Here is a 23,211-nt window from a genome sequence, read left to right on the forward strand (position 1 = left end):
GAATTCATGCACGGCCGCCTTCGAGCTGCGCCGTTCCTGCAACCGGGAGCGCGATATAGCCAATGCACTGGACGCTGAACTCCGGGGAAATTTCCTGGTAGGAAAGAACTGCCACATTTACGTCGTGGCGCGTCAGAAGGTTCCGGATGTGCCGACGGACGTCCATCGACGTCAGGATCGCGGTTCGGCACTGGAGATCCGCTTTCTCCTGCCGCTTCTTCAATTCTTCCAGGATCGGCGTCGCCAGCCGGTCCGAAATCGCGCCCGCCGGCCCCATATTCTTTTCGATAGCCGCTCTCACCTCGTCTTCGAACGGCCGCGTCAGCAGATAGGCCGAAACGATCCTGTTGTCGTCGGCAAGGCGGAAGCAGATTTGCCGGCCGAGGCTTGCCCGCACGCTGTCGGTCAAAGCCTGCACACCCTGAATTTGTCCGCCGCGCTCGGCAATCGCCTGAAGAATGATGCGCATGTTGGTGATCGGAACATCTTCTTCGATCAGCCTTCGCAAGACGTCGGCAAGCTTCTGCACGGAAACTGCCTCCAGAACCTCTCGGATCAGGTCGCCGTAGGGCTCCTCCAGGCGGCCAAGGAGCGCGCGCACTTCCTGTGCGTCGACGAACTCCGGCGCATAGCGGCGCAGGACACGCTCCAGAAGCGTCATCACGACATCGGCCGGCTCGCAATAGCCGACGCCGGCAGCGTCAAGTGCTGCCGCATGGGATTGTTCGACCCAGACGAGCTTCAGCCCGAGGAGGTCCGGTTGCCTCACATAGGGGACCAACATGATGTCGAGATCGACCGTTTCGTCCCACACCATGACATGGCCGGGCAAGAGCGCGGCTTCGACGACCGGAACGCCCTCGAAATCGATGCGAAACTCAGCCGGCGCCCGCCGGGGATCCGCCACCAGGCCGATCGCCGGGACGCGAATACCGAGGTCGCCGAGGATCGCTGCGGCGGACGCCTCTGTCCGCTCGGCGAAGACCGGCAGCCGAAGAGCCCCGGCAAGGTCCTCTCCAAGCGATACAGTGATCCTGTGCGCGACCCCGACGAGGTTGCCGGAACCGCCGGGCAAACTGCCGGCTATATGCTCGACGACGGGACTGCCGGAAGAGACCGGCCGGGGCGCCTCGCGTCGGATCGATGCGGTTCCTGCCGCATCGCCGACGGCAGGCCGCCGGCGCGCAGTGTGGGCAAGAAGGCCGGCCACGGCAGCGAGCGTCCAAAAGACAATCAGCGGAAAGCCCGGAACCAGGCCGAAGGCGAAGAGGATGGCGGCCGCCAGCGCCAGCGCGCGGTCGCTCGCACCGAGTTGCCCGAGGATTTCAGAACTCAAGTCCTGCGGGCGCTGGCCAGACGGCACGCGCGTTACCACCGCTCCGGCCGCCACTGCCATCATCAGCGCAGGTATCTGTGAGATGAGGCCATCGCCGACGGTCAGCAGTGAATAGGTATGGGCAGCGTCGCCGACGGTCATGCCGCGTCGCACGGATCCAATCGTAAGCCCGCCGACAAGATTGATCGTGATAATGATCAGGCCCGCGACGGCGTCTCCTTTGACGAACTTCATGGCACCGTCCATGGCGCCGTAGAACTGGCTCTCGCGCTCGAGCTGTTCGCGCCTTCGACGCGCCTCCTGCTGGTCGATTTCGCCGCTGCGGGCCTCATTGTCGATGCTCATCTGCTTGCCCGGCATGGCGTCGAGGGCAAAGCGCGCGCCCACTTCGGCGACACGTTCGGCGCCCTTGGTGATTACGACGAACTGAGTGACGGTGATGATCAGAAAGACGATGAGACCGACGAGCACATCGCCGCCGACAACGAGGTCTCCGAAGGCTGAAACGATCTGCCCGGCGTCTGCCTGCGTCAGGATCAGCCGGGTCGTCGTGATCGAAAGCGCGAGGCGAAAGAGGGTTCCAAGCAGAATGATCGACGGCAGAGACGAGAATTGGACGGGGCTCGACACATAGAGCGCGCCGACAAGGATAAGGAGGCTGTAGAAGAAGTTAAATCCGATCAGAGCGTCGACCAGAAAGGTCGGCATCGGAATGATCATCATCGTGATCGCGAGCATCACCAGTGCCGCAACGACGATATCCGACCGGCGGGAGGCGGCCCTGGCGAACTGGTTGACGGTGGCGATTGCGTTCATTTCACCACCCTCGCCTGAAGATAGGCCTTGAAGGCCTCGCGCGCCTGGTCTTCCTGTCCACGCAGCCAGTGCGCCCTGCTCCTCAGGCGGGCAAGATCCGGATCGGCTTCCTTTGAGATTTCTCTGATGCGATCGATGGAGGCGATCGCACGCATTCCAGCGTCCGTCTCGACGAATGCGTCGGCCAGCGAATGCAATATCGAGACGTTTGCAGGTGCCATTCGTGCTGCGAGAAGCAAGAAGACGAGGCCGCGCTCATGGTGTCCGGCGCGACAGTAGAGCAGGCCGAGCGCATGAAGAAATTCGAGGCTGTCCGCGCGTTGCTGCGTCAACTGCTTTGCGCCTGCATGAGACGGTGCTGAAGATCGCGGCGACTTTCGATTTCGTCCTTCAGCATGGACGCCGTAAGCTTGGCGACATCCTCGTCGAGGTCGAGGCCGGGCAAAACTTCCTGGACGATATAGGCCAGGATCTCCTGGGACCGCGACAGGTCGAACAGGGAAGCGTTCGAGAGCCTCGCCCGCTCCGTCGCACCGGTGCGCGCGCCGCGCGTCTCAGCCTTCTGCCTGGCCTGGCGGACCGATTGCAGGATCCTGGCGTCGAAGGCCTGATGCTGCGCTTCCACGGCCGCATCCGGCCGAACGGAAACCGCGCTTGACTGGGCGCGGCGATTGTCGTGTCGGCGGACCTCCAAACTCATCTTGCTGTTCCTCTCGTCGCGCCTGTCAGAAGCGAAGGATGAATTCTTCGCCTTGCCGCCCCACCTTCAGGCTGCCGTCGCGAATGTCCTTTATGTACCAGCCGTCCTCGAGCGCGGCACCCTTGTAGAGGTGGGTGCCGTCGGCACCGATCGCATAAGGCGTTTCCCCGAACCAAACGGCCTGGAGATTGAATTTTGGCGACGTTTTGGCCGCGGCCTCGCCGACCATGCTCGTCAAGACGTAGTTGGTGCCATAGGACCGGTCGAACCAAGTCTGGATATCGCTCCACGACTTGCGCGCCTCCTCGTCGAGCGCACCGGAAACGGCAAACCGCGTCCCGTCCGCCTTTACCTGAAGATCACTCAAGCCCGCCGCAGCGAGCTTTGCCGCAAGCGCCGAAGACACCTCATCGGCCGAGGGCATTGAGGCGCTCACAGTTGCGGCCGCCACCGTCTTTTCGTCAAAGCTTGCCATCGGCAGCCGGTCGCCGACGTTAGCAATCCCTGCCTGGACAGCCGCAATCGTGAGAAGCGAGAAAGCCGCTGCGCCGCCGATCATCCAGGTTGTGCGCTTCGACTTGTCTGCTTTTCTGCCCGGCGCGGCCTGCGCCGGTCGGCAAAGACGAAGGCGCGCGCTGCCAAGCGAAATCGTCACAGGGGTTTTGACGTGAAGGCCGTGGCCAACGGGCACGCTTGTATCCTGCACCATCACGTCGGCACCGGTTGCCTCGATCATCACCTCGGAACCCGCAAACTGCAGACGCATATGATGCGCGCTCACGTCGCGGTCACTGAGCATGAGATCGCAGTCCGGGGCTGAACCGATCAAGTAGGAGCCGTTTTCCAAAGGCAAGGAGACGCCACTGTGAACGCCGTTGAGGACATCGAGTGTCAAATCGGCAGCAGCATTCCTCAAGACCAGATTGGATGCCATGAACTCTCACCTCGCTCGCCGTATACCAAAGATGCCGACGCCACGCTGAAAGCACGGCGTCGTCCAAGCCAAGTCTTTGCAATGGAGATGAGAGGGGCGACGCAAGTCGCCCCTCGGCTTGTGCTTAGCCGTTCGGACGCTGCTTCGCGGCGTCGAGGGCGACCTTCTTTTCGGTCGTGACTTTGGTAATCTCGGCAGACTTCTCGATCGCCTTGTCGAAGGCTTCCGTCATCGTCTTGATTGAATTGTCCGAGGTTTGCGTACCGCTTACACCGGAAACTGCCATTGTCTTCTCCTTGATAATTCAGTCCGGCCGGGAGCAAGGCTCCAGCGCCGGTGTACAGTTCTCATCGAGTCGACTGCCCTGCATAGGGCACCGCAATGGTTAGAGTTGAAGCTCGGAATTGACAATTTCCAAGCGCATCACATAATCTTTCAATGCGTAATATGTCGTGATTTCAAACGATTGAAACAGACGTTTCAATGTCATGGAACTGTTACGCATTGAAGAAACACAGTTATTTTTCAGGGTGTTTCAGTTTTGGCTTGTTTAGCAAATAACATTGCTTTGAATTTTGTCCAACTGCGAGTTGCGCATTCCCGGCTGCTGTAATAGTTTTTGGAGCCGCTCGACGCGAACAATCGGAACGTTTGACATGAAGAACGTCATGGTTGCGGGGAAGCTCTTTATGTTAGCTACGGCTATATTGGCATCCACATATCCGGCCCTTGCAGCTATGCCGCGCTGGTACAGCAGCAAATACAGCTACGTTTTAATCAGCCAGGATGTTCGTGACGCACTGAAGGAGTTCGGGCGCAACCTTTCGATTCCGGTGATCCTGTCGGATCGAATCCGTGGCCAGGTACGCGGGGAGATTCGCGCCGAAACGGCGGGCGGATTCCTCGACAAGGTGACGCAGGCCAACGGGCTGATTTGGTATTTCGATGGCTCGGTTCTGTACGTCAATGCCAGTGACGAGTTCGCGACACAGATCGTCAATATCGGCAGGGCAAACGGCCAGTCGGTCATAAACGAGATTAAGCGGTTAGACCTCATGGACGAGCGCTTCTCGGTACTCGCGACCGCCAACGCCCCGGCTATTCGTGTCTCAGGTCCGCCTGCCTTCATCGCCATGGTGAAGCAGGTCGTTTCATCCGTTCAGCCACCCCCAGTGACCCAGGTGGACGATCCCCGGGTGCGGATCTTTCGCGGCGGCCAGCACAACGAGGTTGCGGACGATCTGACCGGTAAGGGCCGCCAGACCGTCGCCAATTCCAGCACAAGCGACACCTCAGCAGGAGAGCACAAATGACCGGATCGGTAGCCGCGACAGCGCAGACGCCCACCCAGACGCAAAATGTGGACCCCTCGCAGGCACAATTCGAGGAAGCCTTGCAGCAAGCCATTGCAAGCGGCGGCGGCCAGTTGATCGGGCAAGAAATGATGAAGATCGCCCAGGAAGTGCTGAACGAAGCCTTGTCCGACGAGGAATAATCCCCTTTTTCCAGCAGGAGACGCAACCATGACGGTTGTCCAGCCAGTTGAGAATGCAACGCTTGCGATGTCCTCTGCGCCGCAGGATCCGGCCTCGGTCGCGTCGCAAGGCCTGTTCGAGCATTCGGCGCTGAACGCCCAAACCCTGCCACACGGGGCAAGCCCGGCCGATCTCGGCCGGACGATCGTCGACAACCTGAAAGGTTTCGTCGAGCGCGCCGGAAAATTCGCAAGCAACACCGAGCTTTTAGCCCCATTGGACCAATCACCGGCATCGCAGTCGTTTGCGCCGGATGCGGCCGGCGCTCAAACAAGCGTGACGCGGACACCGGACAGCGAAGCAGGACGGCTAGTCGAGGCACTGGGGAGGATCTTCGATCATGCGATCGAAACGCAGATGGTCGTTCGCGGCCCGACGCAATTCACAAGCGCAACGATGACCCTCGTCAAAGGTCAATGAATATCTCCTGGCGCTCCTCATCGATTGCGCGCGGACTGCTGCTCGCGCTTGTGGTCCTGACGCTGCAGGCTTGCAGCGTCGATCTCTATACCAATCTTGACGAACGCGAGGCCAACGAGATGGTCGCAACCCTGCTCTCGAAAGGCATTGCGGCGAGCCGGGTCGTGCAGAAGGACGGCAAGCTGACGGTGACGGTCGACGAGGATCAGTTCTCGCAAGCCGTGACCACGCTCAACATGGCCGGGCTACCCAAGGCGAAATTCGCGACACTCGGCACCGTGTTCAAGCAGGAAGGCCTCGTCGCTTCGCCCGTGCAGGAACGTGCACAGATGATCTATGCGTTGAGCGAGGAGCTTTCCCGGACTGTTTCCGAGATCGACGGGGTCCTGTCGGCGCGCGTCCACGTCGTGCTCCCGGACAACGACCCGCTGCAGCGCAATGCCATACCGGCCTCCGCTTCTGTCTTCATCCGCCACGAAAAAGATCTCGACGTCAATCCGCTGATCCCGCGGATCAAGACGCTGGTCGCCAACAGCATATCCGGCCTCACCTACGAAAAGGTCTCGGTCGTGCCCGTCGCGAGCGAGCGGGCGAGCGAGCCCGTCACCGGCGCGGAACTCACATCATTCCTGGGGATCTGGATGCTGCCGGCGAGTGTGGCCAGGGCCAAGCTCATCTTCGGCTGCCTTGCCGGCGCCCTGATTGCCGCGATCGCCGGCCTTGGATACCTGGCATGGCGCAAGCACAGCGGCCGGCGGAAAGTCTATCCGCTGCAGCCCTACGGTCCGGCAAAGTGACGGATCGCTCATCGACAAACGGCGCGGCGGCCGCCGAACTGGAGAATGTCTGGGCGGCCTTCCGCACCGCCCCGGCCCGCCTTGTTCATCACCGCCATATCGTTCAAGCCTATGACCAGGCGATCTCGATCGAGGCCGCCGTCAGGCTGCAGCAATCCGATCGGGTCCAGCGTCCGCTTATGCGGCTGCTTATGGACAAATTCGACCTTCCGGACGCCGGCTTTTGCCCTTGTCCCGAACCGGACGATCTCAAACTCCTTGCGTTGCCGCCAGAGGCTGTCGCGCAACATAGCTACCTGGCTGGGGCCGTGTTCTGGGGTCATGCGCTTGCCGGCGAAATCCGCAGCCGCGAAGTCGCCTTGATGAAAGAGCGCGTCGGTGACCGTGCATTTCGGGTAGCCGTCGATAACCGCGACCTTGCCGCGGGCCATGAGATTGCGGGCGGCTTCGATGCCTTGATGCAGGCGATTGACGTCGACGGTCGCAGATGCTGGGCGAGCTGGCAGGCCTCGCTGCCCACTGCACTGGCGGCATGGCTTCGACTGAGGGGTGAGACTGTCGGCGACGTTGCTCCGTTCACCGAGCCGGGAGACGCCGCCACCGGCGCTGCGATCGTCAGGCGCCTGTTGCGGCACGAAACCGCCAGGGACGATCACGCCGGCGCCACCGTCAAGGAGGAGCGATGAACGAGATCCCCACAAGCCCGGCCAAGAAGATCCTCAAGCAGGCCGAAGGCGAACATTGGCTTGAAGGCTTCGCATTCCTGGAGGCGGCGAAGGCCAAGGCGGATCAGCAGCTTGCGCAGGTTCGCGACGTCGTCACGACGAGCAGAAGAAAGGGCTACGAGGCTGGCAGGCTGGAGGGAGAACGGCAGGCAGCGGCCCTGCTCCTGAAGACCACCGCCGACGTCAATGCCTATCTGGCCGGCATCGACCGGCAGATTGCCGAACTCGGCCTGGCGATCGCCGAAAAATTGCTCGGCCGTTTCGATCAGGCAGAGCTGGTCGCCAATCTGGCGCAGCAGGCGCTGCAATCGTTTCAGCATGAGCGCGAGGTAACGATCACCGTCTCTCCCGCATTGGCCGACCGGGTCGCCGAACTCGTTGAGCGCCACAACGGCAATGGCGCGCTCAAGATCGCCGTGCTTGCCGATCCGCGGCTCGACGGCAACAAATGCGTTCTCGCCAGCGCCGTAGCCGTCGTTGATGCAGGCCTCGATACACAATTGTCGGTCATCCGCGAAGCCCTGCTCGGCGTCCAGCCCGGCCGATCGGAACCTTCCGCATGAACGAGCATGTGCTGTCGGATCCAGGCGCGCTCATCGAGCGCCTGCGCCAACGGGCGCTCACGAGCGAGACGCGACCCGTTCGCGGCCGGATCCGCAGGATTACCGGCATCATCGTCCATGCGACCGCGCCGATGGTCAGGATCGGCGAACTTTGCCACCTCAGGGATCCCGTTTCCGGCGCGACCGTGCCGGCGGAGGTGGTGGGCTTCGAAGACGAGGAGGCCATCCTGACGCCGATCGGCGATCTTCAGGGCATGTCCACGCGCGCGGAGGTGATCGCAACTGGCAAGACCTTGCAGATCCCGGTTTGCGACGACCTCCTCGGCCGCGTGCTCAATCCCTTGGGAGAGCTCCTCGACTTTGCTGATGATCGTCCCATTCCGGTCGTCACCGACACCTACTATCCGACCCACCGGCCACCGCCCAATGCGCTCCAGCGCGACCTGATCACCGAGCCGCTGCAACTTGGGATCCGTGCGATCGACGGGCTGCTGACGGTCGCCCGCGGGCAGCGCGTCGGCGTTTTCGGCGAGCCTGGCGTCGGCAAGTCCTCGCTCCTTTCCACCATCGTTCGGGGCACGAAGGCGGATGTCGTCGTCATCGGGCTGATCGGCGAGCGCGGGCGCGAAGTGCGGGAGTTCATCGAAAGACAGCTCGGCGAAGAGGGCCGCAAGCGCTCGGTCGTCGTGGTCGCAACATCTGATCGTCCGGCGATCGAACGGGTGAAAGCGGCCTACGGTGCAACGGCGATCGCCGAATATTTTCGCGACCAGGGTCAAGACGTCCTTCTGCTGATGGACAGCGTCACCCGTTTCGCCCGGGCGCAACGGGAAATTGGCCTAGCGGCGGGCGAACCGCCGACGCGGCGCGGTTATCCGCCCTCGCTCTTCGCCGCGCTGCCGCGCCTGTTGGAGCGCGCCGGCCCCGGACAGGGCGGTTCGATCACAGCCCTCTATACCGTGCTGACCGAGGGTGATGGCACGCTCGATCCGGTTGCCGAAGAGACAAAAGCCATTCTCGACGGTCACATCATGCTGGGCTCCAGCCTGGCCGAGCGCAACTTCTTCCCAGCCATCGACATCCTGAAGAGCCGCAGCCGCCTGATGGAAAGCGTCGCAGGCAAGGCGCACCGCGATCACGCGGCCCATATCCGCACGCTGCTTGCCCGTTACGAGCAGATCGAACTCCTGCTCCGGGTCGGCGAATACGAGCACGGCGTCGATCCGCTGTCGGATGAAGCAATCGAAAAGCACGGCGCCATCGAAGCCTTTCTGCGGCAGGAGAGCGGCGAATTTTCTTCCCTGGAAGAAACCCAGGAGCAGTTGAAAAGGATCGCATCGTGACCCGGAAGGTCGATTTGCGGCAACTCGTCGAGTTGCGGGCGCTTAGAATGCGGCGGGCGCAAGAAAAGGCGCAGCGTCAGCTGAGCCTCCACCAGCAGGCCGCCCGGGCCGCTGAGGCGGCAAGGGACGAAAGTCTTTCCCATGAGGAAGAGCGCAGACGGGAAGAAGACGTTCTCTACGCCCATCTCGCGCAAGGCACTGCCGGTCACCGCGACCTCCAAAGATACCGCGGCGCGCTGGCCGCCATGGACCACCGCGCCCGCCAGCTCGAGGAGCAGGTTCACGGCGCCGAAAAGCGCGAGAGGGAGGAGGCGAAGCAAAAGCAGGAGCTTGCGGCCGAGTACCGGCGCAAACAGAAACTGCATGATCGCATCCTGTTCCTTGCCGATGAAAACCGGCGCGAGGAAGCGAGGCGTGCCGACGTCCTCAGCGAGATGGAGGACGAGGACATCATCCACCCGAAGAGCAAGAAGCGGGGAAGGTGACGGGATGAGCATCTCCACGCAGACGCGCGCCGGCGCCCAGGAAGTTCGTACCCTTACCGAGGACCCGTCCTGCCTGCCGGAGGTTGCAGCCGCCCATGTCGACGCACTCAACGTGTTGGCAGGGATCCGCGTGGCTTTTCGGCTCTCGCTGGCCACAGCAACCATTGTCATTCGGCCCGAGGACGGCACGCGATCCCTGGTGGAACCGGTCGAGCTTGTGTTCTTCATCGGCGCGTCGGCCGGCCGCTTCATGATTCCTGCAGCCGCGCTCGACGAGCTTGCGCCGGGGCTTGGGGTTCGCGGAAGGATCGCCGCCCTTTCCCCTCTGCAGCGCAACATCCTCATCGAGGAGGCACTCGCCTCAAATCTTGCAGAACTGGAAGACCGTATCGGGGAACCGGTGCGCCTCGGCCCGCCGGATGCTGCGGGCGAATGTCCCGTCAAGCTTTGCTGGACGATCGATTGCGGCGGCCTGCCCCACCATGCGGAACTGCACTTGAATGCTGCGGCGGCGCTTAAGATCGGCAACGCCCTTGGTGAGCATGGAAGCGGCCTGGGCGCATTGACGGCAAACCTGGTCCAGCCCATCCACCTATGCGCCGGCATCCAGCACCTGACCATCGGCGAATATGAAAGTCTTCGCGCCGGCGATATCGTCATGTGCCAGCAGTTTAATGCCGAAGAACCCTTCGCCCTTATCGGCAACCACCTGATCGCCTCGCTGCGCCGGGGCGATTCCGGCCTCGTACTCACGTCTACGTGGCAAGATCTAAGAGCAAGCTGGGAATATTCCGCCATGTCAAAACAGGATACGCCTCCGTCCGATAAGCTCGAAACGCTGGCAGACCTTCCAGTCCAGCTGGTTTTCGAGATCGGTCGCGCCGAGTTCCCGCTGAAGGAAATCGCCAGGATGGGCGAAGGGACGGTTCTTCACACAAGTCCGAGCCTTTCTAGCCCCGTCAACATCATGGCGAACGGGCGGCTCGTCGGAAAGGGCGAACTGATCAGGATCGGCGAAGGCCTTGGCGTGCGCGTGGTGCGGCTTTCGACAGATGGGTGAGACGACCACCAATCTCATCCCGATCATCATCATCGTCTCTACGATAGGGCTCATTCCGCTCGCGGTGGTGACGATGACCGGGTTCCTGAAAATCTCGATCGTTCTCTTCCTCATTCGCAATGCGCTGGGTATCCAGCAATCGCCGCCCAATCTCGTGCTCTACGGCGTTGCGCTGATCCTCACGGTCTATGTGACGACCCCGCTTGTCGGAGAGATGTACCGCACTTTGTCGAGCGAGCAGGTCGACGTGCAATCGATGGACAGCATGATGCAGGCGGCGGAGTCCCTGCGCGCACCGCTGCAATCGCATCTTGAACGCTACACGGATGAGAATGAACGCCGGTTCTTCATGCAGGCAACCGAGCGCATCTGGTCGGAGGAAGCGAGAGCCTCGGTCAAGACCGACAGCCTTCTCATCCTCGTCCCGGCCTTCGTCAGTTCGGAGTTGACGCGCGCCTTCGAGATCGGCTTTCTGCTCTATCTGCCGTTTCTCGTCATCGACCTCATCGTTTCAACCGTGCTGATGGCGATGGGGATGATGATGGTCTCCCCCACCCTGATTTCCATTCCCCTGAAGATATTCCTCTTCGTCGCGGTCAATGGCTGGTCGCGGCTGATGCACGGCCTGATCCTGAGTTACGGATAGCGCCGATGGATCAAACTGCCTTCCTCGCCCAGATGCAGAAAGCGATGTTGACCGTGCTGATCGCCTCGGCACCGGCGCTTGCAATCGCAATCGTCATCGGCGTCAGCGTCGGTCTCATCCAAGCGCTGACCCAGATCCAGGACCAGACGCTGCCGCAAGCTGTCAAGCTCGTCGCCGTCATGCTGCTACTCGTGATTCTCGGTCCGGTGCTTGCCGCCCAGGTCGCCAATTTCGCCAGCAACACGCTCGACGTCTTTCCGGCCTTGACGCGGTAGGTGGGCGCGTGGACTTTCTCGCCACCACGTCAGCGCTGTTCGACACCATCTATCCGGTACTTGCGGGCACAGCCATTGCGATGGCGCGCGCGCTCGGCATGATCGTCGTCACCCCTGCCTTCGTGCGGCTCGGCCTTACGGGGCTGATCCGCTCGGGCGTGGCGATCGCCATAGCCTTGCCGCTGATACCAAGCTTCACGACAACGCTCGCGGAAGGGCAGAGCCTCTCGACCCTGATGGTGACCGGTCTTATCCTGAAGGAAATCATCATCGGCGTCATCCTTGGCGTCGTGCTCGGCATCCCCTTCTGGGCGGCCGAGGTCGCCGGCGATCTCGTCGACCTGCAGCGAGGCTCGACATCGGCGCAGCTCGTCGATCCGCTGCAAGCGACAGAAACCAGCATCGCCGGAACCTTTTTCGTCCTGGCGCTGGTCGCCCTGTTTTTCAAGTCCGGCGGCTTTTCGCTCCTCGCCGACACATTCTACAGAAGCTACGAAATATGGCCTGTGACCAGCTTCTCGCCGACGTTGGGCTCCGGGGCGGCCATGGCGGTGCTCGCGATCCTCGACCGGATCATGCAGACCGGCGTTCTTTTGATCGCACCGATCGTGCTCGCCCTGCTGATCGCGGACCTCATGCTCGCCTACTTGTCGCGCATGTCGCCGCAATTGCACGTGTTTGATCTTTCCCTGGCAGTCAAGAACCTGATCTTCGCTGTGCTGATTGTCCTCTACCTCAACTATCTCCTGCAATACATGGTTGCAGAGCTCGCCATCCTGAAGTGAGCGTCCGGTGAACTCATTTTCGCGTGGTTGAGGGAGCGAAGCTATAGGACGCGTTTCATTTCATCTGCCATGACGCGCTCGATGATCTCGGGGTCGCATTGTTCGTCGACGAGGAACTGGTGGATACCACCATCCCACGTCCTTATGTCGGTTAGGAGATTTTGAAGTTCGTCGATACCATTCTCGGTCAGACGCTTCGTGCCATCTTCACTGCCATCGCTGACGTAAACCAGTTCGCCCTCGGAGATGTTGTCCGAGTTGGCGGTCACCTCTTCGATCAGTTCGAGGTTCTCGCCGATCATGACGGCGACTTGCTTGAGCGTGTAGATGAACCTCGAGCGTGCCATCACGCAACCTCGCATCGGTCTTTCGCTGGCGTCCAGTTCCAGGGCAATAGGTCCTCAAGTCGGCCCTTGGGGTGATCCTGGATCCGGGTCAGGACGTCTGTCAGATAGACCTCCGGATTGTGGCCGTGCAATTTGACCGTTTCGATGATGGTCAGGATGTTGGCGATGCGCTCACCGCCCTTATCCGAGCCGGCGAAGAGCCAATTTTTCCTTCCAATTCCAAGTGGACGCATGGCTCGTTCAGCTATGTTGTTATCGATTTCGACACGGCCATCGTCGATGTAAACGCTCAACGCTGCCCATCGAGAGAGGGCATATCGCATTGCCTCGGCCAGCTTCTGCTTCTGCGGCAACGTCGAAAGCGTCTCTTCGATCCAGACCTTCAGTTCTTCCAGAATGGGCCTGGCGTGTTGTTGGCGCAGTGTACGCCGCTGGTCGGCCGGCATGCCGCGGATACGATCCTCGATATCGTAGAGCGCGCCGATGCGCGATAGCGCTTCGTCAGCGATCGGCGATGGCTTCAGCTTGATCACGTCATGGAACTTGCGGCGCACATGCGCCATGCAGGCGGCCTCGACGATCTGGTTGCCGTAGAGCTTCTTGTAACCCCCATAGCCATCGGCATGCATCACACCGCTGAAGTTTGCGAGGTGGTCAGCCGGATGCATGCCCTTGCGGTCAGGGCTATAGTAATAAGCGATGGCACCGGGAGTGGCGGCTTGATAGCCACTGCCGTCGAAGACGTAGACCCAGACCCTGCCGGTTTTTGTCTTGCCCCGTCCGGGGTCGAGAACATCGACGGGGGTATCGTCCGTATGTATTCGGTCAAGCGCGGCGATATGGGCCCTGATAGCAAAGACGAGCGGCGCAAGCAGACCCGATACGCGGCCGACCCAGTCAGCCATTACGGATCGGGAGATGTCTATCCCCAACCGATCGTACATCTCGGACAGGCGGTAGAGGGGGATGTGATCGTCGAATTTGGCGATCATGATATGGGCGAGCAGTCCCGGTCCGGGTTTGCCGCGCTCGATCGGCAGGGTCGGCATCTCGCCAGCCACCGTCGTATCGCACTCCCTGCAGATCATGCGCTTTTCGACATGGCGGACAATCTTGACCGACGCCGGCACGTGCTCCAACACCTGGACCACCCTGTCGGCGGCCTTCAGGAACGATGTGCCACCACAGGTCGGGCAATTGCAGGGGGCCGCATAGACCAACTCTTCGGTGGGAAGACCATCGGGCAATGGTTTGCGCTTCGGCTTGTCCGGCGCGTCGTCCAACTCCGGCAGAGGAGTTTTCCCGGAGCGCATTTCAGCCTCGGCACGGGAGGCCTCAATCTCCTCCAGCATCAGTTCGAATTGCTCTATCTTCCGGTCGATCTTTTCCGAAGACGCGCCATGCTGCCGGTGTCGGAGCAATTCCAGTTGTGCCCGCAACAGCCCGATTATGGAGTCGCGCTTGATGACCTCGGCTTCCTGGCTCTCAAGTTTCGCCGCCTGTTCCGCGACGAGTGCGCGCAAAGCAGTTAGCTCGTCCTGACTGTCCAGCGGCGCTGTTTCCATACCCGCAAATCTAGCCGATTTGCCCCTGGCACGCCACCAATATACCCCGGATGCCCCTGCAAAATATAGCTTTTATCCCGTTCGACCGGGAGCGGAAGTCCACGCCGGGCGTCGCCAATCGATCCCCTCAACGAGCATCGAAAGCTGCGCCTGCGTCAGGTGCGCCACGCCCTCTTTCGCCGTCGGCCAGGGAAAGTATCCGCGCTCCAAAATCTTGTAGAACAGGCAGAACCCTTGACCGTCCCACCAAAGAAGCTTGATCCGATCAGCGCGTTTTCCGCGGAAGCCGAAGATCGCGCCGGAGCCCGGTGCCTCCTTGATCGCCGTCTCGACCAGCGCCGATAGACCATCAATGCCACGCCGCATATCCGTCACCCCGCAGGCCAGATAGACACGCACATTCCCCGAAGGCCCGATCATGCCGCCTCCAGACAGGCCACCAGCGACATAAGCAGCTTCAGTTCAACGTCAATCGGAACCTTCAAGCACCGACCGTTTCGGAGCAAGATCTCGACAACCGCTGGCCTCGGCAGCGTGGTAGACGCCTGGCTTACGCCCACCTCCTCGGTGATCTCAACCGGAAGGAACATCGCCGGTCGGTCAACATAGCTGAATGACTGCCGCCACAAGCGGATCTGCCCAGGATGAATGTCATGCCGGCGAGCCACATCACCAATGCGAGCGCCAGGTTCATCCGCCTCCGCCAATATCCTCAGTTTCGCCTCGTCCGACCAGCGCCGTCTGCGCTCAGTACCGGACATGATCTCAATTCGAGCCATGAAACCTCTTTGATCTGGTATTAATGTCAGCACTAATGCTGGTTCTAATGCCAGAACATCGCCTGATTTGCCCGATCAGCAAAAACCGCTCACCGGACGCTCACATCCTGAAAGAGGCCCCAGCGATGCTGCGAAGCCTCCTTGGAACGGCGTCTCGATAGAGGCCTTCGCCCGCGGCGCAAGAAATCCGGCCCTTGTCATCAAATCATTAAGTAGGCCCGCCATAGTGGCCCCGCGCGCTCGCGCGCAACGACCAGCGTCTTGATTTCAGAGACCAAGTTCGCTTCCGGCGCTTTCGGCCGGATGTGCCTTCCTCGCGTGCCGCATAAAGCCAAGGAGATCACGCCCCATGTCCTATCGCATCGATATCGACGGCAGGAACCGTTACGACGCAAGCGGCGGTCGCGCCACTGGCGTTTCCGACCAGCAGCGCCGGTTCTTCATCGAGCAGATCAACCAGGCCGTGCGCGAGCGGGCCGAGCAAGGTGGGCCGAAGACGATCGATCCTGGTACCGAGAAGGTGATTGTCGTCGAGAAGGGCGACAGTCTCTCGCAGATCGCCAACGAAAACCATGTCAGCCTCGACGACCTCATGGCCGCCAACCGCATCAAGTTGACGGCGAACACGGCGGCGATCGACCCCAATGACGTGGTGATCGTGCCGCTCGCCTCGCCCGAGCTCGTCGCGCAAGGTCCCGTGGACGGCAAAGGCGTGCCCAAGGGCGAGGCCGCCTTCATCGATGATCTCTATGGCCGCGGCAACAAGCTCGCCTATGCCGACGACCCTTCGAAGATCGACTATGCCGCCGAAGGTAGGGACATGCAGCGCGACGTCGGAGCCTATCTCGACAACCTGCCGAAGGCAGAGCGGCAGGCCGCAGCCCTCAGGCTGATCGACAGCGACTGGCTGGATGCAGGCCCAGCCGGCAACGCCGTCAAGGCGGCGATCGAGGAACGTGGCCTCAAGACGGACGGGGAATCGGTGATAGCAGACGAGATCTATGATCGCGGCAACCGGATCCAGTATTCCGACGACCCGAAAATCGACTATCAGGCGGAGACCGGCGAGATCGCCAAGGACCTCAAGACTTATGTCGAAAAGCTGCCGGAGGAAGAGCGCTCCCAGACGCTGCAGCGCCTTTACGACCGCGACTGGACCGATGCGGCACCCGCCCGGATGGCGATCGAAGATACCGCGAAAGCGCTGAATGTCAGCTTGCGCCCCTCGACGCATGCCGGCGTCGATACTGAGGCCAAGGCACGCACAATCATCGACACTGCAAACGCTGCTGGAGGGCCGGACGAAGCGTTCCGCAAACTCTCTTCAGCCTACGGTTCGGCCACGCCTGAGGTACAGCGCGTCCTTCTCAGCTCCGAGGATGGGAAGGCCCTGGTCGACAAGGCCGCCAGCTGGGCATCGAAGCCGCTCGCAGACTACCAACCTGGGAAGGGAATGAGCGATCAGGGCGATGCCGCAACGACGATGGCCAATCTCGAACGGCTGACCGCCGGCGCCGATCCGCAGCTTGCCGTCGAGCTGGTCTCTTCCGCCATGCCAACCATCGAGGCGGCGAATACCAGGAAGCAGGAAAAGATCGGCGGCGACTTGATCGGAATGAACGGCCAGGCGGACATGATGACGATCATCGACCGCATCGGCGGCAGTCCGGGCGCCGATGCAATCGTCGAGCGCTTTGCCGAGATCGGCGGCTATCACCCGAACTCCATACCGATGGCGATCGGCAACGGCTCCCGCCTCGACTACCCGATTGCCGTCGCGGCCAAGAGTGCGGCAGTCTCACCCGATTTCGTCGTCCGGAACATCATTCCAAACGTGAAGCTATATGCCGCCAAGGTCAACCAGGACGTCATTGCCTATTCGGCGCATATGCAAGAGCTGCAGTGGCTGGTTTCCAACCACGGAAGGACCATGACCCCCGAGCAACTCGCCAAGGCGATCGAGGACTACAAGACGGAGAAAGGCCCGGAATGGGCCAAAACAGAAAAGCGTCTGGAGGACAACATCGCAGCAAGCGGCGAAAAACTGCTGCAGCAATTGATGGCACTCGGCAATCTTCCGCCGGAACTCGCCTCGCAGCAGCAAGTCGTCAACGACGAGATCGGCAAGATCTTGTCGGACGAAAAGACCGCGATGGCGGTCGAAATCGCAATGAAGAAGAATCCGGCGCTGCTCGACAGTCCGGCCGCGCTGAACCTGCTGGGCGCTCAGGCTCGCCTGACCGACCGGGGCAGGAAGCTCGCCGAAGAGGCAACGACCCAGATCATCCGTCACAAGGTCCTGCCGTCCTTCACCGACCTGCAATCCGGCGATCCGGCCGCACTTGGCAAAGCCCGGAACAGTCTTGAGGCGCTGAAGCAGGGCAAGCTCTCGCAGATGCTCGGCATTCCCAAGGCCGACATGGACGGGGCGATCGATGCGGTCGCCAAGTCCCTGCCCGAGCCGGGCGAGACGGTCGAGCAATCCCGCGCAAAGATGGCCACCCTCAACGACGACCTGAACGATCTGAAGAGTTCGAGCGGCGTCAGGTCGTTTGCGAACACGACCGGCCCTGGCCAGATGCTGCGGCTCATCGGCATTGCGGCCACGGGAGCGAGCGTTGCAAATTCGGCGACTGTGGCGCAGAACAACCCCACTCTCAGAAACGATCTGAAAGTGGTGATCGATGCGGTCGGGCTCGGCCAGCGAACGGTGGAGATTCTAGGCGGAATGGACCGTCTCAACGCCGGCTCCGCCGCCGTCAAGCATTTCGGCAGCAGCAGCAGGCCGGCCGTCAAGTTTCTCGGGGCGCTGAGCGGCGGGTTCGATGCGTGGGTGGCCTTCGACTACTTCAAGGCCGGCGACCCGCTCATGGGCAGCCTTTCGGCCGCAGCAGCCGGCGGAACCATCATGGCGGCTCTCGGCACCGGCACGATGTTCGGTCCGGCCGGTCTCGTCATCGTCGGCGCCGCGGTGATTTCCCAGATGATCGTTGCCGATACGCGCGATTCGAACAAATACATGACGGATACCTCAAAGCGCTTCCTCGCCCATTCCGAGCTCGACGAAACCACCGCCGGCGCGCTCGTCGACCAGAGCGGCGACGGCCACAGCCCGGTGCCGATCCTCGCCAGATACGCGGAACTGAAGGGCTATCGTCTCGATCAGCCGGCCGATCGCCAACGTTTTATCGACTGGCTGAACAGCATTCCGAAGGAAGGGCTGGAAAAGTTGCGCGACAATCTGCACCGTACGCTCGACGAGTTCGGCGGCGATCCGGCGAAATTGCCGGCGACCACCGGCTCAGACGGAAGCTACACGGACGCGCAGCGATTGAATGAGCGCTATATCAGCGGGCAGGTCTATATACCGAGCCTGGCCGACAAGATCAGAAACGGGGATGCCGCTCCTTCCTCGGCAAAGCAGATCGACGTGGTCCTCGTCGAATTGGGAATTGGAATTCCCGTGGCCTGATGCGCCGTTCCTTTAAGATCAAGGGGCGCCGCCAGGTTGACGGCGCCCCTTGAGGAATATGGTGGTCACTGACGCATTTGCTGCGCCAGCATTACGTCGGACAGCGTCGCCGGCGTCTGCGTCCGCCGATGCTTGCTGACCCAGTTCCATCCGCCCCAAAGCGCCAGCGCGACGAAGGGGATCGAGGCGACGGTATAGGTCCCGTTCGGATAGTCGAGCGCCATCAGCACCACGACCCCGAAAAGGAAGGCAAGCGTCAGCCACGAGGTGACCGGGGCACCGGGCATCTTGAACGGCACGTCCTCGACCTCGCCGCGGGCAACGGCCCGGCGGAAGGCCATCTGGCAGACGATAATGAAACCCCAGGTGCTCAGGATCCCGAGCGAGGCGACGTTGAGGACGATCTCGAACACATGCGAGGGCACGAAATAGTTGAGCAGGACGCCGAAGACGTAGATGGCAAGGGTCACCAGTATGCCAACATGCGGCACCGCCTGCGCATTCATCCTTGCAAGGGACGCCGGCGCGGAACCGCCTTGCGCCAGCGAGCGCAGCACGCGGCCGGTGGAATAGAGGCCGGAGTTCAGGCTCGACAAGGCTGCAGTAAGCACGACGATGTTCATCACCGTGCCGATGCCGGGTATGCCGAGTGCGCCGAAGAATGTCACGAACGGGCTCTCTCCTGACTTGTAGGCGGTCCAGGGCAGCAGGCAGACGAGAAGCACGACCGAGCCGACATAGAACAGAGCGATGCGCCAGATCACACTGTTGATGGCACGCGGCAGGATGGTCTTCGCGTCTGAACACTCACCGGCCGCCGTACCAACCAGTTCGACGCCGGCAAAAGCGAAGACGACACCCTGCACGAGCACGAGCGCCGGAAGCAGGCCGTTCGGGAAGAGCCCGCCGTTCTCGCTGATCAGATGCAGACCGGTGGCACTGCCGGCGACCTCCATGCCGGTTCCAAGGAAAAACGACCCAACGGCAAGGAAGAGCAAGATCGCCGACACCTTGATGAGGGCGAACCAGAACTCCATCTCGGCGAACCACTTGACCCCGACAAGGTTCATCGAGCCGACGATCAGCAGCGCGCCGAGCGCCGAGACCCATTGCGGCAGGCCGGCGAAGACATCCCAGTAGTGCATATAGAGAGCAACGGCAGTGATATCGACGATGCCGGTCATTGCCCAATTGAGAAAATACATCCAACCGGCCACGAAGGAGGCCTTCTCGCCGAGGAACTCACGGGCATAGGAGACGAAACTGCCGCTGCTCGGCCGGTGCAGTACCAGTTCGCCAAGCGCGCGCAGGATGAGAAAGGAAAAGGCGCCGCAAACGAGATAGACGATCGCCAGCGATGGACCTGCGGCCTGCAGACGGGCGCCGGCGCCCAGAAACAGCCCCGTACCGATCGCCCCGCCAATCGCGATCATCTGCACCTGGCGATTGCCGAGTGCCTTGTGATAGTCGGCCTCATGAGACTCCAGCCAGCTTCTCTTGTCGAAGACGGCGGTTGCATCGTCCGGTCGCGACTTTTCCATGACAGTCATCAGAACTCTTTCCTCCTTCTTGGCAATTTGTCGGTCCGTGCTGCGCGCCGCTTCCTCCGTACAGGCACGCCGTTTCCAAGGCGCACTGCTCTATCCTCAGCCGTGCGTGGGTTGTCCCTGGTTTGTCTCTGATTTTCCGGTTCGGGCGGCAGCGAGGTTCGGTCAATCGACGCTGAACCCCGCCTTTGCGCTTCCGCCAGCAGCGCCCACCCGCACAAGACGGTGGGCGCAGCAAGGGCCGGCCCCTAGAGATAACCCTTTCGTCTGAGCCACGCCTTCAGTCCCTCGGTGCTGCGCGGCTCTACGTACGAGGCAAAGGCATTTTCATGCATCAGCGTGCCGTCCGAGGGTCGGTACCATAATGGATCGTCGCTCGGCAGCATCGCATCCTCCGCGGAAATCTTCTTCTGCGGCATCCACCACTGGCTGCCGTCCCAATACATTGTCGTCACGGAATCTTCGTAGCGCTTGCGCTCAGCGTTGTATGTCACCGTCGGGTAGTCCGACAGGTCCGCCTTTGCTGGATCGACCGGAAGCTTCAGGTATTTCAGATCGTCTTGCGTACCCGGCAGCTTACCCTTGCTATCGGCTGTCATGTCGCGAATGGTTTCGGACAATTCGGTCGCCTGCTCCGGCGTCAGGCGATTGAAGAGCTTGCCAAGACGCGCCCGCGTATATCCCTCGACGCCGTAGGTCCCCGTAAGAACAGCGTCGGCACTGCGGGTCCCCTTGTCTCCGCCCATCAAATGTTCATCACCGGGGAAGACCGTCTGCAAGATGCCCATGACCCCTTCATCGAGAAGATCATTGTGGTCCGCCAGGGCCTCGGCGACTTTGCGATCCTTCACGCCGAACATCACCTGGATCGCGTCCGCATCCGCCTTGTCATAGGTATGGGAGGCATTATAGGCGCTCCGGCCCTGGACAATGCCGGCGCCGGCGAGCTGCAGCACCGCAGCAACGCCAGAAAACTTCAGCGGACCGAGCCGCCTCATGAGCCGCACCAGTCCGTTGTTCGCCGCCTTCGCTTCGAGCGCACCGGCTCCACCAGCGGCTGCGAACATGGCATCACTCACCGTTGCAATGCCGTAGCCCGTCGCCTTGACGCCGTCGGCTTTGTCTCCGACGATCCAACCTGTGCCCTGCATGATGGCGTTGCTGAGATCCGCTCCGACGTAGAGCGCGTCGATGCCAGTGCCGCGAAGGAAATGCCCCGAATTCAACGCGCCGCTCCAGACCTTCTTCTGGCTTGATGAGAGACCGCTGCTGTTGACGCGCTCCTTGATCGCGTCGATCCTCGCTTCTGCCGTCGTCGGGACATCAGGTCCTTTGCCAAGGATTATCTCGCGGGCGTTCGGCATCAGTGCCGTCTTCGCCGCCGTCATCATCATCATGGCGTGCGGCACGTAATAGACCATGTCGTCGCCGGTCGTGCCCAGCGCGTCGAGGTTACGCCCGAATAAGATCGCGCTGCCTCCTCCCGAAACCCTGTTGATCACGTTGGTCCCGACATTGAGCCTCTGCATTTGCTGGATTTGGGCCTTTTCGGTGTCGGTCGCTTGGACCCGGCCGGCCACGATATCCTTGAGGCGGCCCTCGCCGATCTTGTCCACCACGTCTTTGACGTACTTCTTGAGGTCGGGATTCTTGTCGTCTCCCTTCCCCTCGATATACTTCGTGACGGCGTCCTGCTCCGCCCTGCTCAAGCCCGCCCCACCGTTTGCGAAAGCGGATTGGATTTGGTTTTCCGCAAGGGCCGTGTGGATATCGCCAACACGGCCCTTGAGGGTTTCGGTAACGGCGAAGGTCGCGAGCGCGCGCGCCGAGCGCTCCACCCAGATCGTGCCGGTAGCGGCAGGATCGCCGCCCTTTTCCACATTGGCGTAGGGATCCGGACCTTCGTTCTTCGGCATATCCGGCAGGCCCTTCATCGCCTCGCTGATCGACTTCGACTTCGTCATCATGATGCCGGTGCCGAACAGCGACGGTATCGGCGCCTCCGTATTGAGGCCACCGACCTTGTTGAGCGGCGCCTCGTACATCTTGAGGGCGAGATCGATGCTCTCCTGCTGCTCCCAGAGCTGCTGCCGGACCTCGCCTTCCTTCGCCAGATCCTTGGATTTCTGCTTGTTCTCCGGGCTGAGGTTATCGATCGCCTCCATGTCGCGGGCGAGCTGGGTAGCGCCCGAAACCGGCTCGTCGCGCTTGACGCCATTCCATCCAGACAGGCCATGATAGAGCTCGTTGTAGAGCGTCGTTATCTTCTCGTCCTGCCCCTTCGAGACATTGCCGAAATTCTCGATGCTGCGGCGGACCGCCCACTGGGCGTCGGAGTTCTGCTCCAGATATTCATTGTAGCCGAGTTCGCCCTTGCCCTTCAGATCGTCGCTCCTCGCACTTCCGAGCTCGGCCGTGCGGGCCGCGATCGCGGTCAACAGCGTCGTGCCGCCGCCCTTTGCGTCCTCGCTGCTCAAAATGTCAAAGATCCGCTGATGCGACAGCACGTTGAAGTCGCTGTCGGGCAGATCAGTGTTCATCTTGTCGACGAGGCGATTGGCGATATGGTCGACGATCTCCTTGCCCGCGCCGGCTTTCTTTCCGTCGCCATAAAGAATGTTCTGCGAGGCAACAGCGAGATCCTGCACAGCCTTGATCTTTGCCTTGGTGTCTCCGTCGATTCCCGAAGCGGCGATGCTGTCGATCGACTGGTCGATCATCTTGCGGACGCGAGGGTCCGATGCGATCAGCGAGCCGCTCGATTGATCGAGCAGCTTCTTGATATCTCCCGATGCCTTGCCGGAGGTATCGAAACTCGGAAGCGCATGGGTGCGGTCGGTCTTCTCGCTGAGCTTGGCGAGGAATTTCTCGGCACCCTCGACGCCTCCCTTTCCATAGGCGCTTTCGAGATCGCGGACCTGGCGATCGACACGCACCTCCTGAAGCGCGTCCTTGATCCCCGACTTCAGAGCGGCGGCGTATTTCTCCGGGTCGCCGGCGGTGTAGCCCACATAGATCGAGGCGCGGTTCGTGAGCGCAGTGACCTGTGCACCCTCCTCGCTACCGGCGGCAAGGGCAACA

At 61.4% G+C, this 23,211-nt stretch carries 24 protein-coding genes; 13 read left to right on the top strand and 11 right to left on the bottom strand.

The window, feature by feature from the left end; all coding sequences use genetic code 11:
• Positions 1-4: 4 nt before the first annotated feature.
• The 5 genes from sctV to ACZ9BX_RS33730 form a co-directional block, all read right to left on the bottom strand.
• The gene (sctV, locus tag ACZ9BX_RS33710) at positions 5-2,152 is read right to left on the bottom strand and encodes a type III secretion system export apparatus subunit SctV (protein ID WP_476222711.1); all 2,148 of its coding nucleotides are present in this window, start codon (positions 2,150-2,152) and stop codon (positions 5-7) included.
• Complete coding sequence (locus ACZ9BX_RS33715) at positions 2,149-2,484, bottom strand: tetratricopeptide repeat protein (RefSeq protein WP_476222712.1); 336 nt, start codon at positions 2,482-2,484, stop codon at positions 2,149-2,151. The genes sctV and ACZ9BX_RS33715 overlap by 4 nt, the downstream gene beginning before the upstream one ends.
• Positions 2,481-2,852, bottom strand: coding sequence for a hypothetical protein (locus tag ACZ9BX_RS33720; protein WP_476222713.1), 372 nt, complete (start codon positions 2,850-2,852; stop codon positions 2,481-2,483). Before ACZ9BX_RS33720 ends, ACZ9BX_RS33715 begins: the two co-directional genes overlap by 4 nt.
• 25 nt (positions 2,853-2,877) lie before the next feature.
• Positions 2,878-3,786, bottom strand: coding sequence for an FHA domain-containing protein (locus ACZ9BX_RS33725; protein ID WP_476222714.1), 909 nt, complete (start codon positions 3,784-3,786; stop codon positions 2,878-2,880).
• 124 nt (positions 3,787-3,910) lie between these two features.
• Complete coding sequence (locus tag ACZ9BX_RS33730) at positions 3,911-4,072, bottom strand: hypothetical protein (protein WP_165614753.1); 162 nt, start codon at positions 4,070-4,072, stop codon at positions 3,911-3,913.
• Between the two features lie 370 nt (positions 4,073-4,442).
• Between ACZ9BX_RS33730 and ACZ9BX_RS33735 the strand changes: the two genes are divergently transcribed.
• From ACZ9BX_RS33735 to sctT, 12 genes are read left to right on the top strand one after another with little or no spacing between them, the layout of a single operon-like run.
• Complete coding sequence (locus ACZ9BX_RS33735; protein ID WP_476222717.1) at positions 4,443-5,099, top strand: type III secretion protein; 657 nt, start codon at positions 4,443-4,445, stop codon at positions 5,097-5,099.
• Positions 5,096-5,281: a hypothetical protein gene (locus tag ACZ9BX_RS33740; RefSeq protein WP_476222719.1), complete on the top strand. Its 186-nt coding sequence runs from the start codon at positions 5,096-5,098 to the stop codon at positions 5,279-5,281. Before ACZ9BX_RS33735 ends, ACZ9BX_RS33740 begins: the two co-directional genes overlap by 4 nt.
• Positions 5,282-5,309: 28 nt before the next feature.
• Positions 5,310-5,741: a hypothetical protein gene (locus ACZ9BX_RS33745; protein WP_476222721.1), complete on the top strand. Its 432-nt coding sequence runs from the start codon at positions 5,310-5,312 to the stop codon at positions 5,739-5,741.
• Positions 5,738-6,538, top strand: coding sequence for a type III secretion system inner membrane ring lipoprotein SctJ (gene sctJ, locus ACZ9BX_RS33750; protein WP_476222723.1), 801 nt, complete (start codon positions 5,738-5,740; stop codon positions 6,536-6,538). The genes ACZ9BX_RS33745 and sctJ overlap by 4 nt, the downstream gene beginning before the upstream one ends.
• Positions 6,475-7,224 carry a SctK family type III secretion system sorting platform protein gene (locus ACZ9BX_RS33755; RefSeq protein WP_476222724.1) on the top strand — a complete coding sequence of 250 codons (750 nt, stop codon included), beginning with the start codon at positions 6,475-6,477 and terminating at the stop codon, positions 7,222-7,224. Before sctJ ends, ACZ9BX_RS33755 begins: the two co-directional genes overlap by 64 nt.
• On the top strand, positions 7,221-7,826 hold the full coding sequence (locus ACZ9BX_RS33760; RefSeq protein ID WP_476222725.1) for a FliH/SctL family protein: 606 nt from the start codon (positions 7,221-7,223) through the stop codon (positions 7,824-7,826). Before ACZ9BX_RS33755 ends, ACZ9BX_RS33760 begins: the two co-directional genes overlap by 4 nt.
• Positions 7,823-9,169: a FliI/YscN family ATPase gene (locus ACZ9BX_RS33765; protein WP_476222726.1), complete on the top strand. Its 1,347-nt coding sequence runs from the start codon at positions 7,823-7,825 to the stop codon at positions 9,167-9,169. Before ACZ9BX_RS33760 ends, ACZ9BX_RS33765 begins: the two co-directional genes overlap by 4 nt.
• Positions 9,166-9,654, top strand: coding sequence for a type III secretion system stalk subunit SctO (sctO, locus tag ACZ9BX_RS33770; protein WP_476222727.1), 489 nt, complete (start codon positions 9,166-9,168; stop codon positions 9,652-9,654). Before ACZ9BX_RS33765 ends, sctO begins: the two co-directional genes overlap by 4 nt.
• 4 nt (positions 9,655-9,658) lie before the next feature.
• Entirely contained in the window at positions 9,659-10,714 is a 1,056-nt protein-coding gene (gene sctQ, locus ACZ9BX_RS33775; RefSeq protein WP_476222729.1) for a type III secretion system cytoplasmic ring protein SctQ, read from the top strand.
• Entirely contained in the window at positions 10,707-11,360 is a 654-nt protein-coding gene (sctR, locus tag ACZ9BX_RS33780) for a type III secretion system export apparatus subunit SctR (protein ID WP_476222731.1), read from the top strand. Before sctQ ends, sctR begins: the two co-directional genes overlap by 8 nt.
• A 5-nt stretch (positions 11,361-11,365) precedes the next feature.
• Positions 11,366-11,635: an EscS/YscS/HrcS family type III secretion system export apparatus protein gene (locus tag ACZ9BX_RS33785; protein ID WP_100770922.1), complete on the top strand. Its 270-nt coding sequence runs from the start codon at positions 11,366-11,368 to the stop codon at positions 11,633-11,635.
• A gap of 8 nt (positions 11,636-11,643) precedes the next feature.
• Complete coding sequence (gene sctT / locus ACZ9BX_RS33790) at positions 11,644-12,420, top strand: type III secretion system export apparatus subunit SctT (protein WP_476222732.1); 777 nt, start codon at positions 11,644-11,646, stop codon at positions 12,418-12,420.
• Positions 12,421-12,461: 41 nt separating this feature from the next.
• Here sctT and ACZ9BX_RS33795 read toward each other — a convergent pair whose 3' ends face one another.
• The 4 genes from ACZ9BX_RS33795 to tnpA form a co-directional block, all read right to left on the bottom strand.
• Positions 12,462-12,767 (bottom strand): hypothetical protein, encoded by a 306-nt coding sequence (locus tag ACZ9BX_RS33795; RefSeq protein ID WP_132568906.1) that lies wholly within the window; start codon positions 12,765-12,767, stop codon positions 12,462-12,464.
• Positions 12,767-14,332, bottom strand: a complete 1,566-nt coding sequence (gene tnpC, locus ACZ9BX_RS33800; RefSeq protein WP_132568907.1) for an IS66 family transposase — start codon at positions 14,330-14,332, stop codon at positions 12,767-12,769. The genes ACZ9BX_RS33795 and tnpC overlap by 1 nt, the downstream gene beginning before the upstream one ends.
• A gap of 72 nt (positions 14,333-14,404) precedes the next feature.
• Positions 14,405-14,752, bottom strand: coding sequence for an IS66 family insertion sequence element accessory protein TnpB (tnpB, locus tag ACZ9BX_RS33805; protein WP_006204819.1), 348 nt, complete (start codon positions 14,750-14,752; stop codon positions 14,405-14,407).
• Positions 14,749-15,111: an IS66-like element accessory protein TnpA gene (gene tnpA, locus ACZ9BX_RS33810; RefSeq protein ID WP_132568908.1), complete on the bottom strand. Its 363-nt coding sequence runs from the start codon at positions 15,109-15,111 to the stop codon at positions 14,749-14,751. The genes tnpB and tnpA overlap by 4 nt, the downstream gene beginning before the upstream one ends.
• A gap of 349 nt (positions 15,112-15,460) precedes the next feature.
• On the opposite strand from tnpA, the gene ACZ9BX_RS33815 reads away from it, so the two are divergent.
• The gene (locus ACZ9BX_RS33815) at positions 15,461-18,583 is read left to right on the top strand and encodes a LysM peptidoglycan-binding domain-containing protein (RefSeq protein WP_476222733.1); all 3,123 of its coding nucleotides are present in this window, start codon (positions 15,461-15,463) and stop codon (positions 18,581-18,583) included.
• 65 nt (positions 18,584-18,648) lie between these two features.
• Here the strand turns inward: ACZ9BX_RS33815 and ansP are convergent, their stop codons facing one another.
• A complete protein-coding gene (gene ansP / locus ACZ9BX_RS33820; RefSeq protein ID WP_476222735.1) occupies positions 18,649-20,133 on the bottom strand; it encodes an L-asparagine permease in 1,485 nt (494 codons plus the stop codon).
• Positions 20,134-20,378: 245 nt separating this feature from the next.
• The gene (locus ACZ9BX_RS33825) at positions 20,379-23,141 is read right to left on the bottom strand and encodes a hypothetical protein (protein WP_476222736.1); all 2,763 of its coding nucleotides are present in this window, start codon (positions 23,139-23,141) and stop codon (positions 20,379-20,381) included.
• Positions 23,142-23,211 lie beyond the last annotated feature (70 nt).

The sequence above is a fragment of the Rhizobium sp. USDA 3886 genome (genome assembly GCF_056279785.1).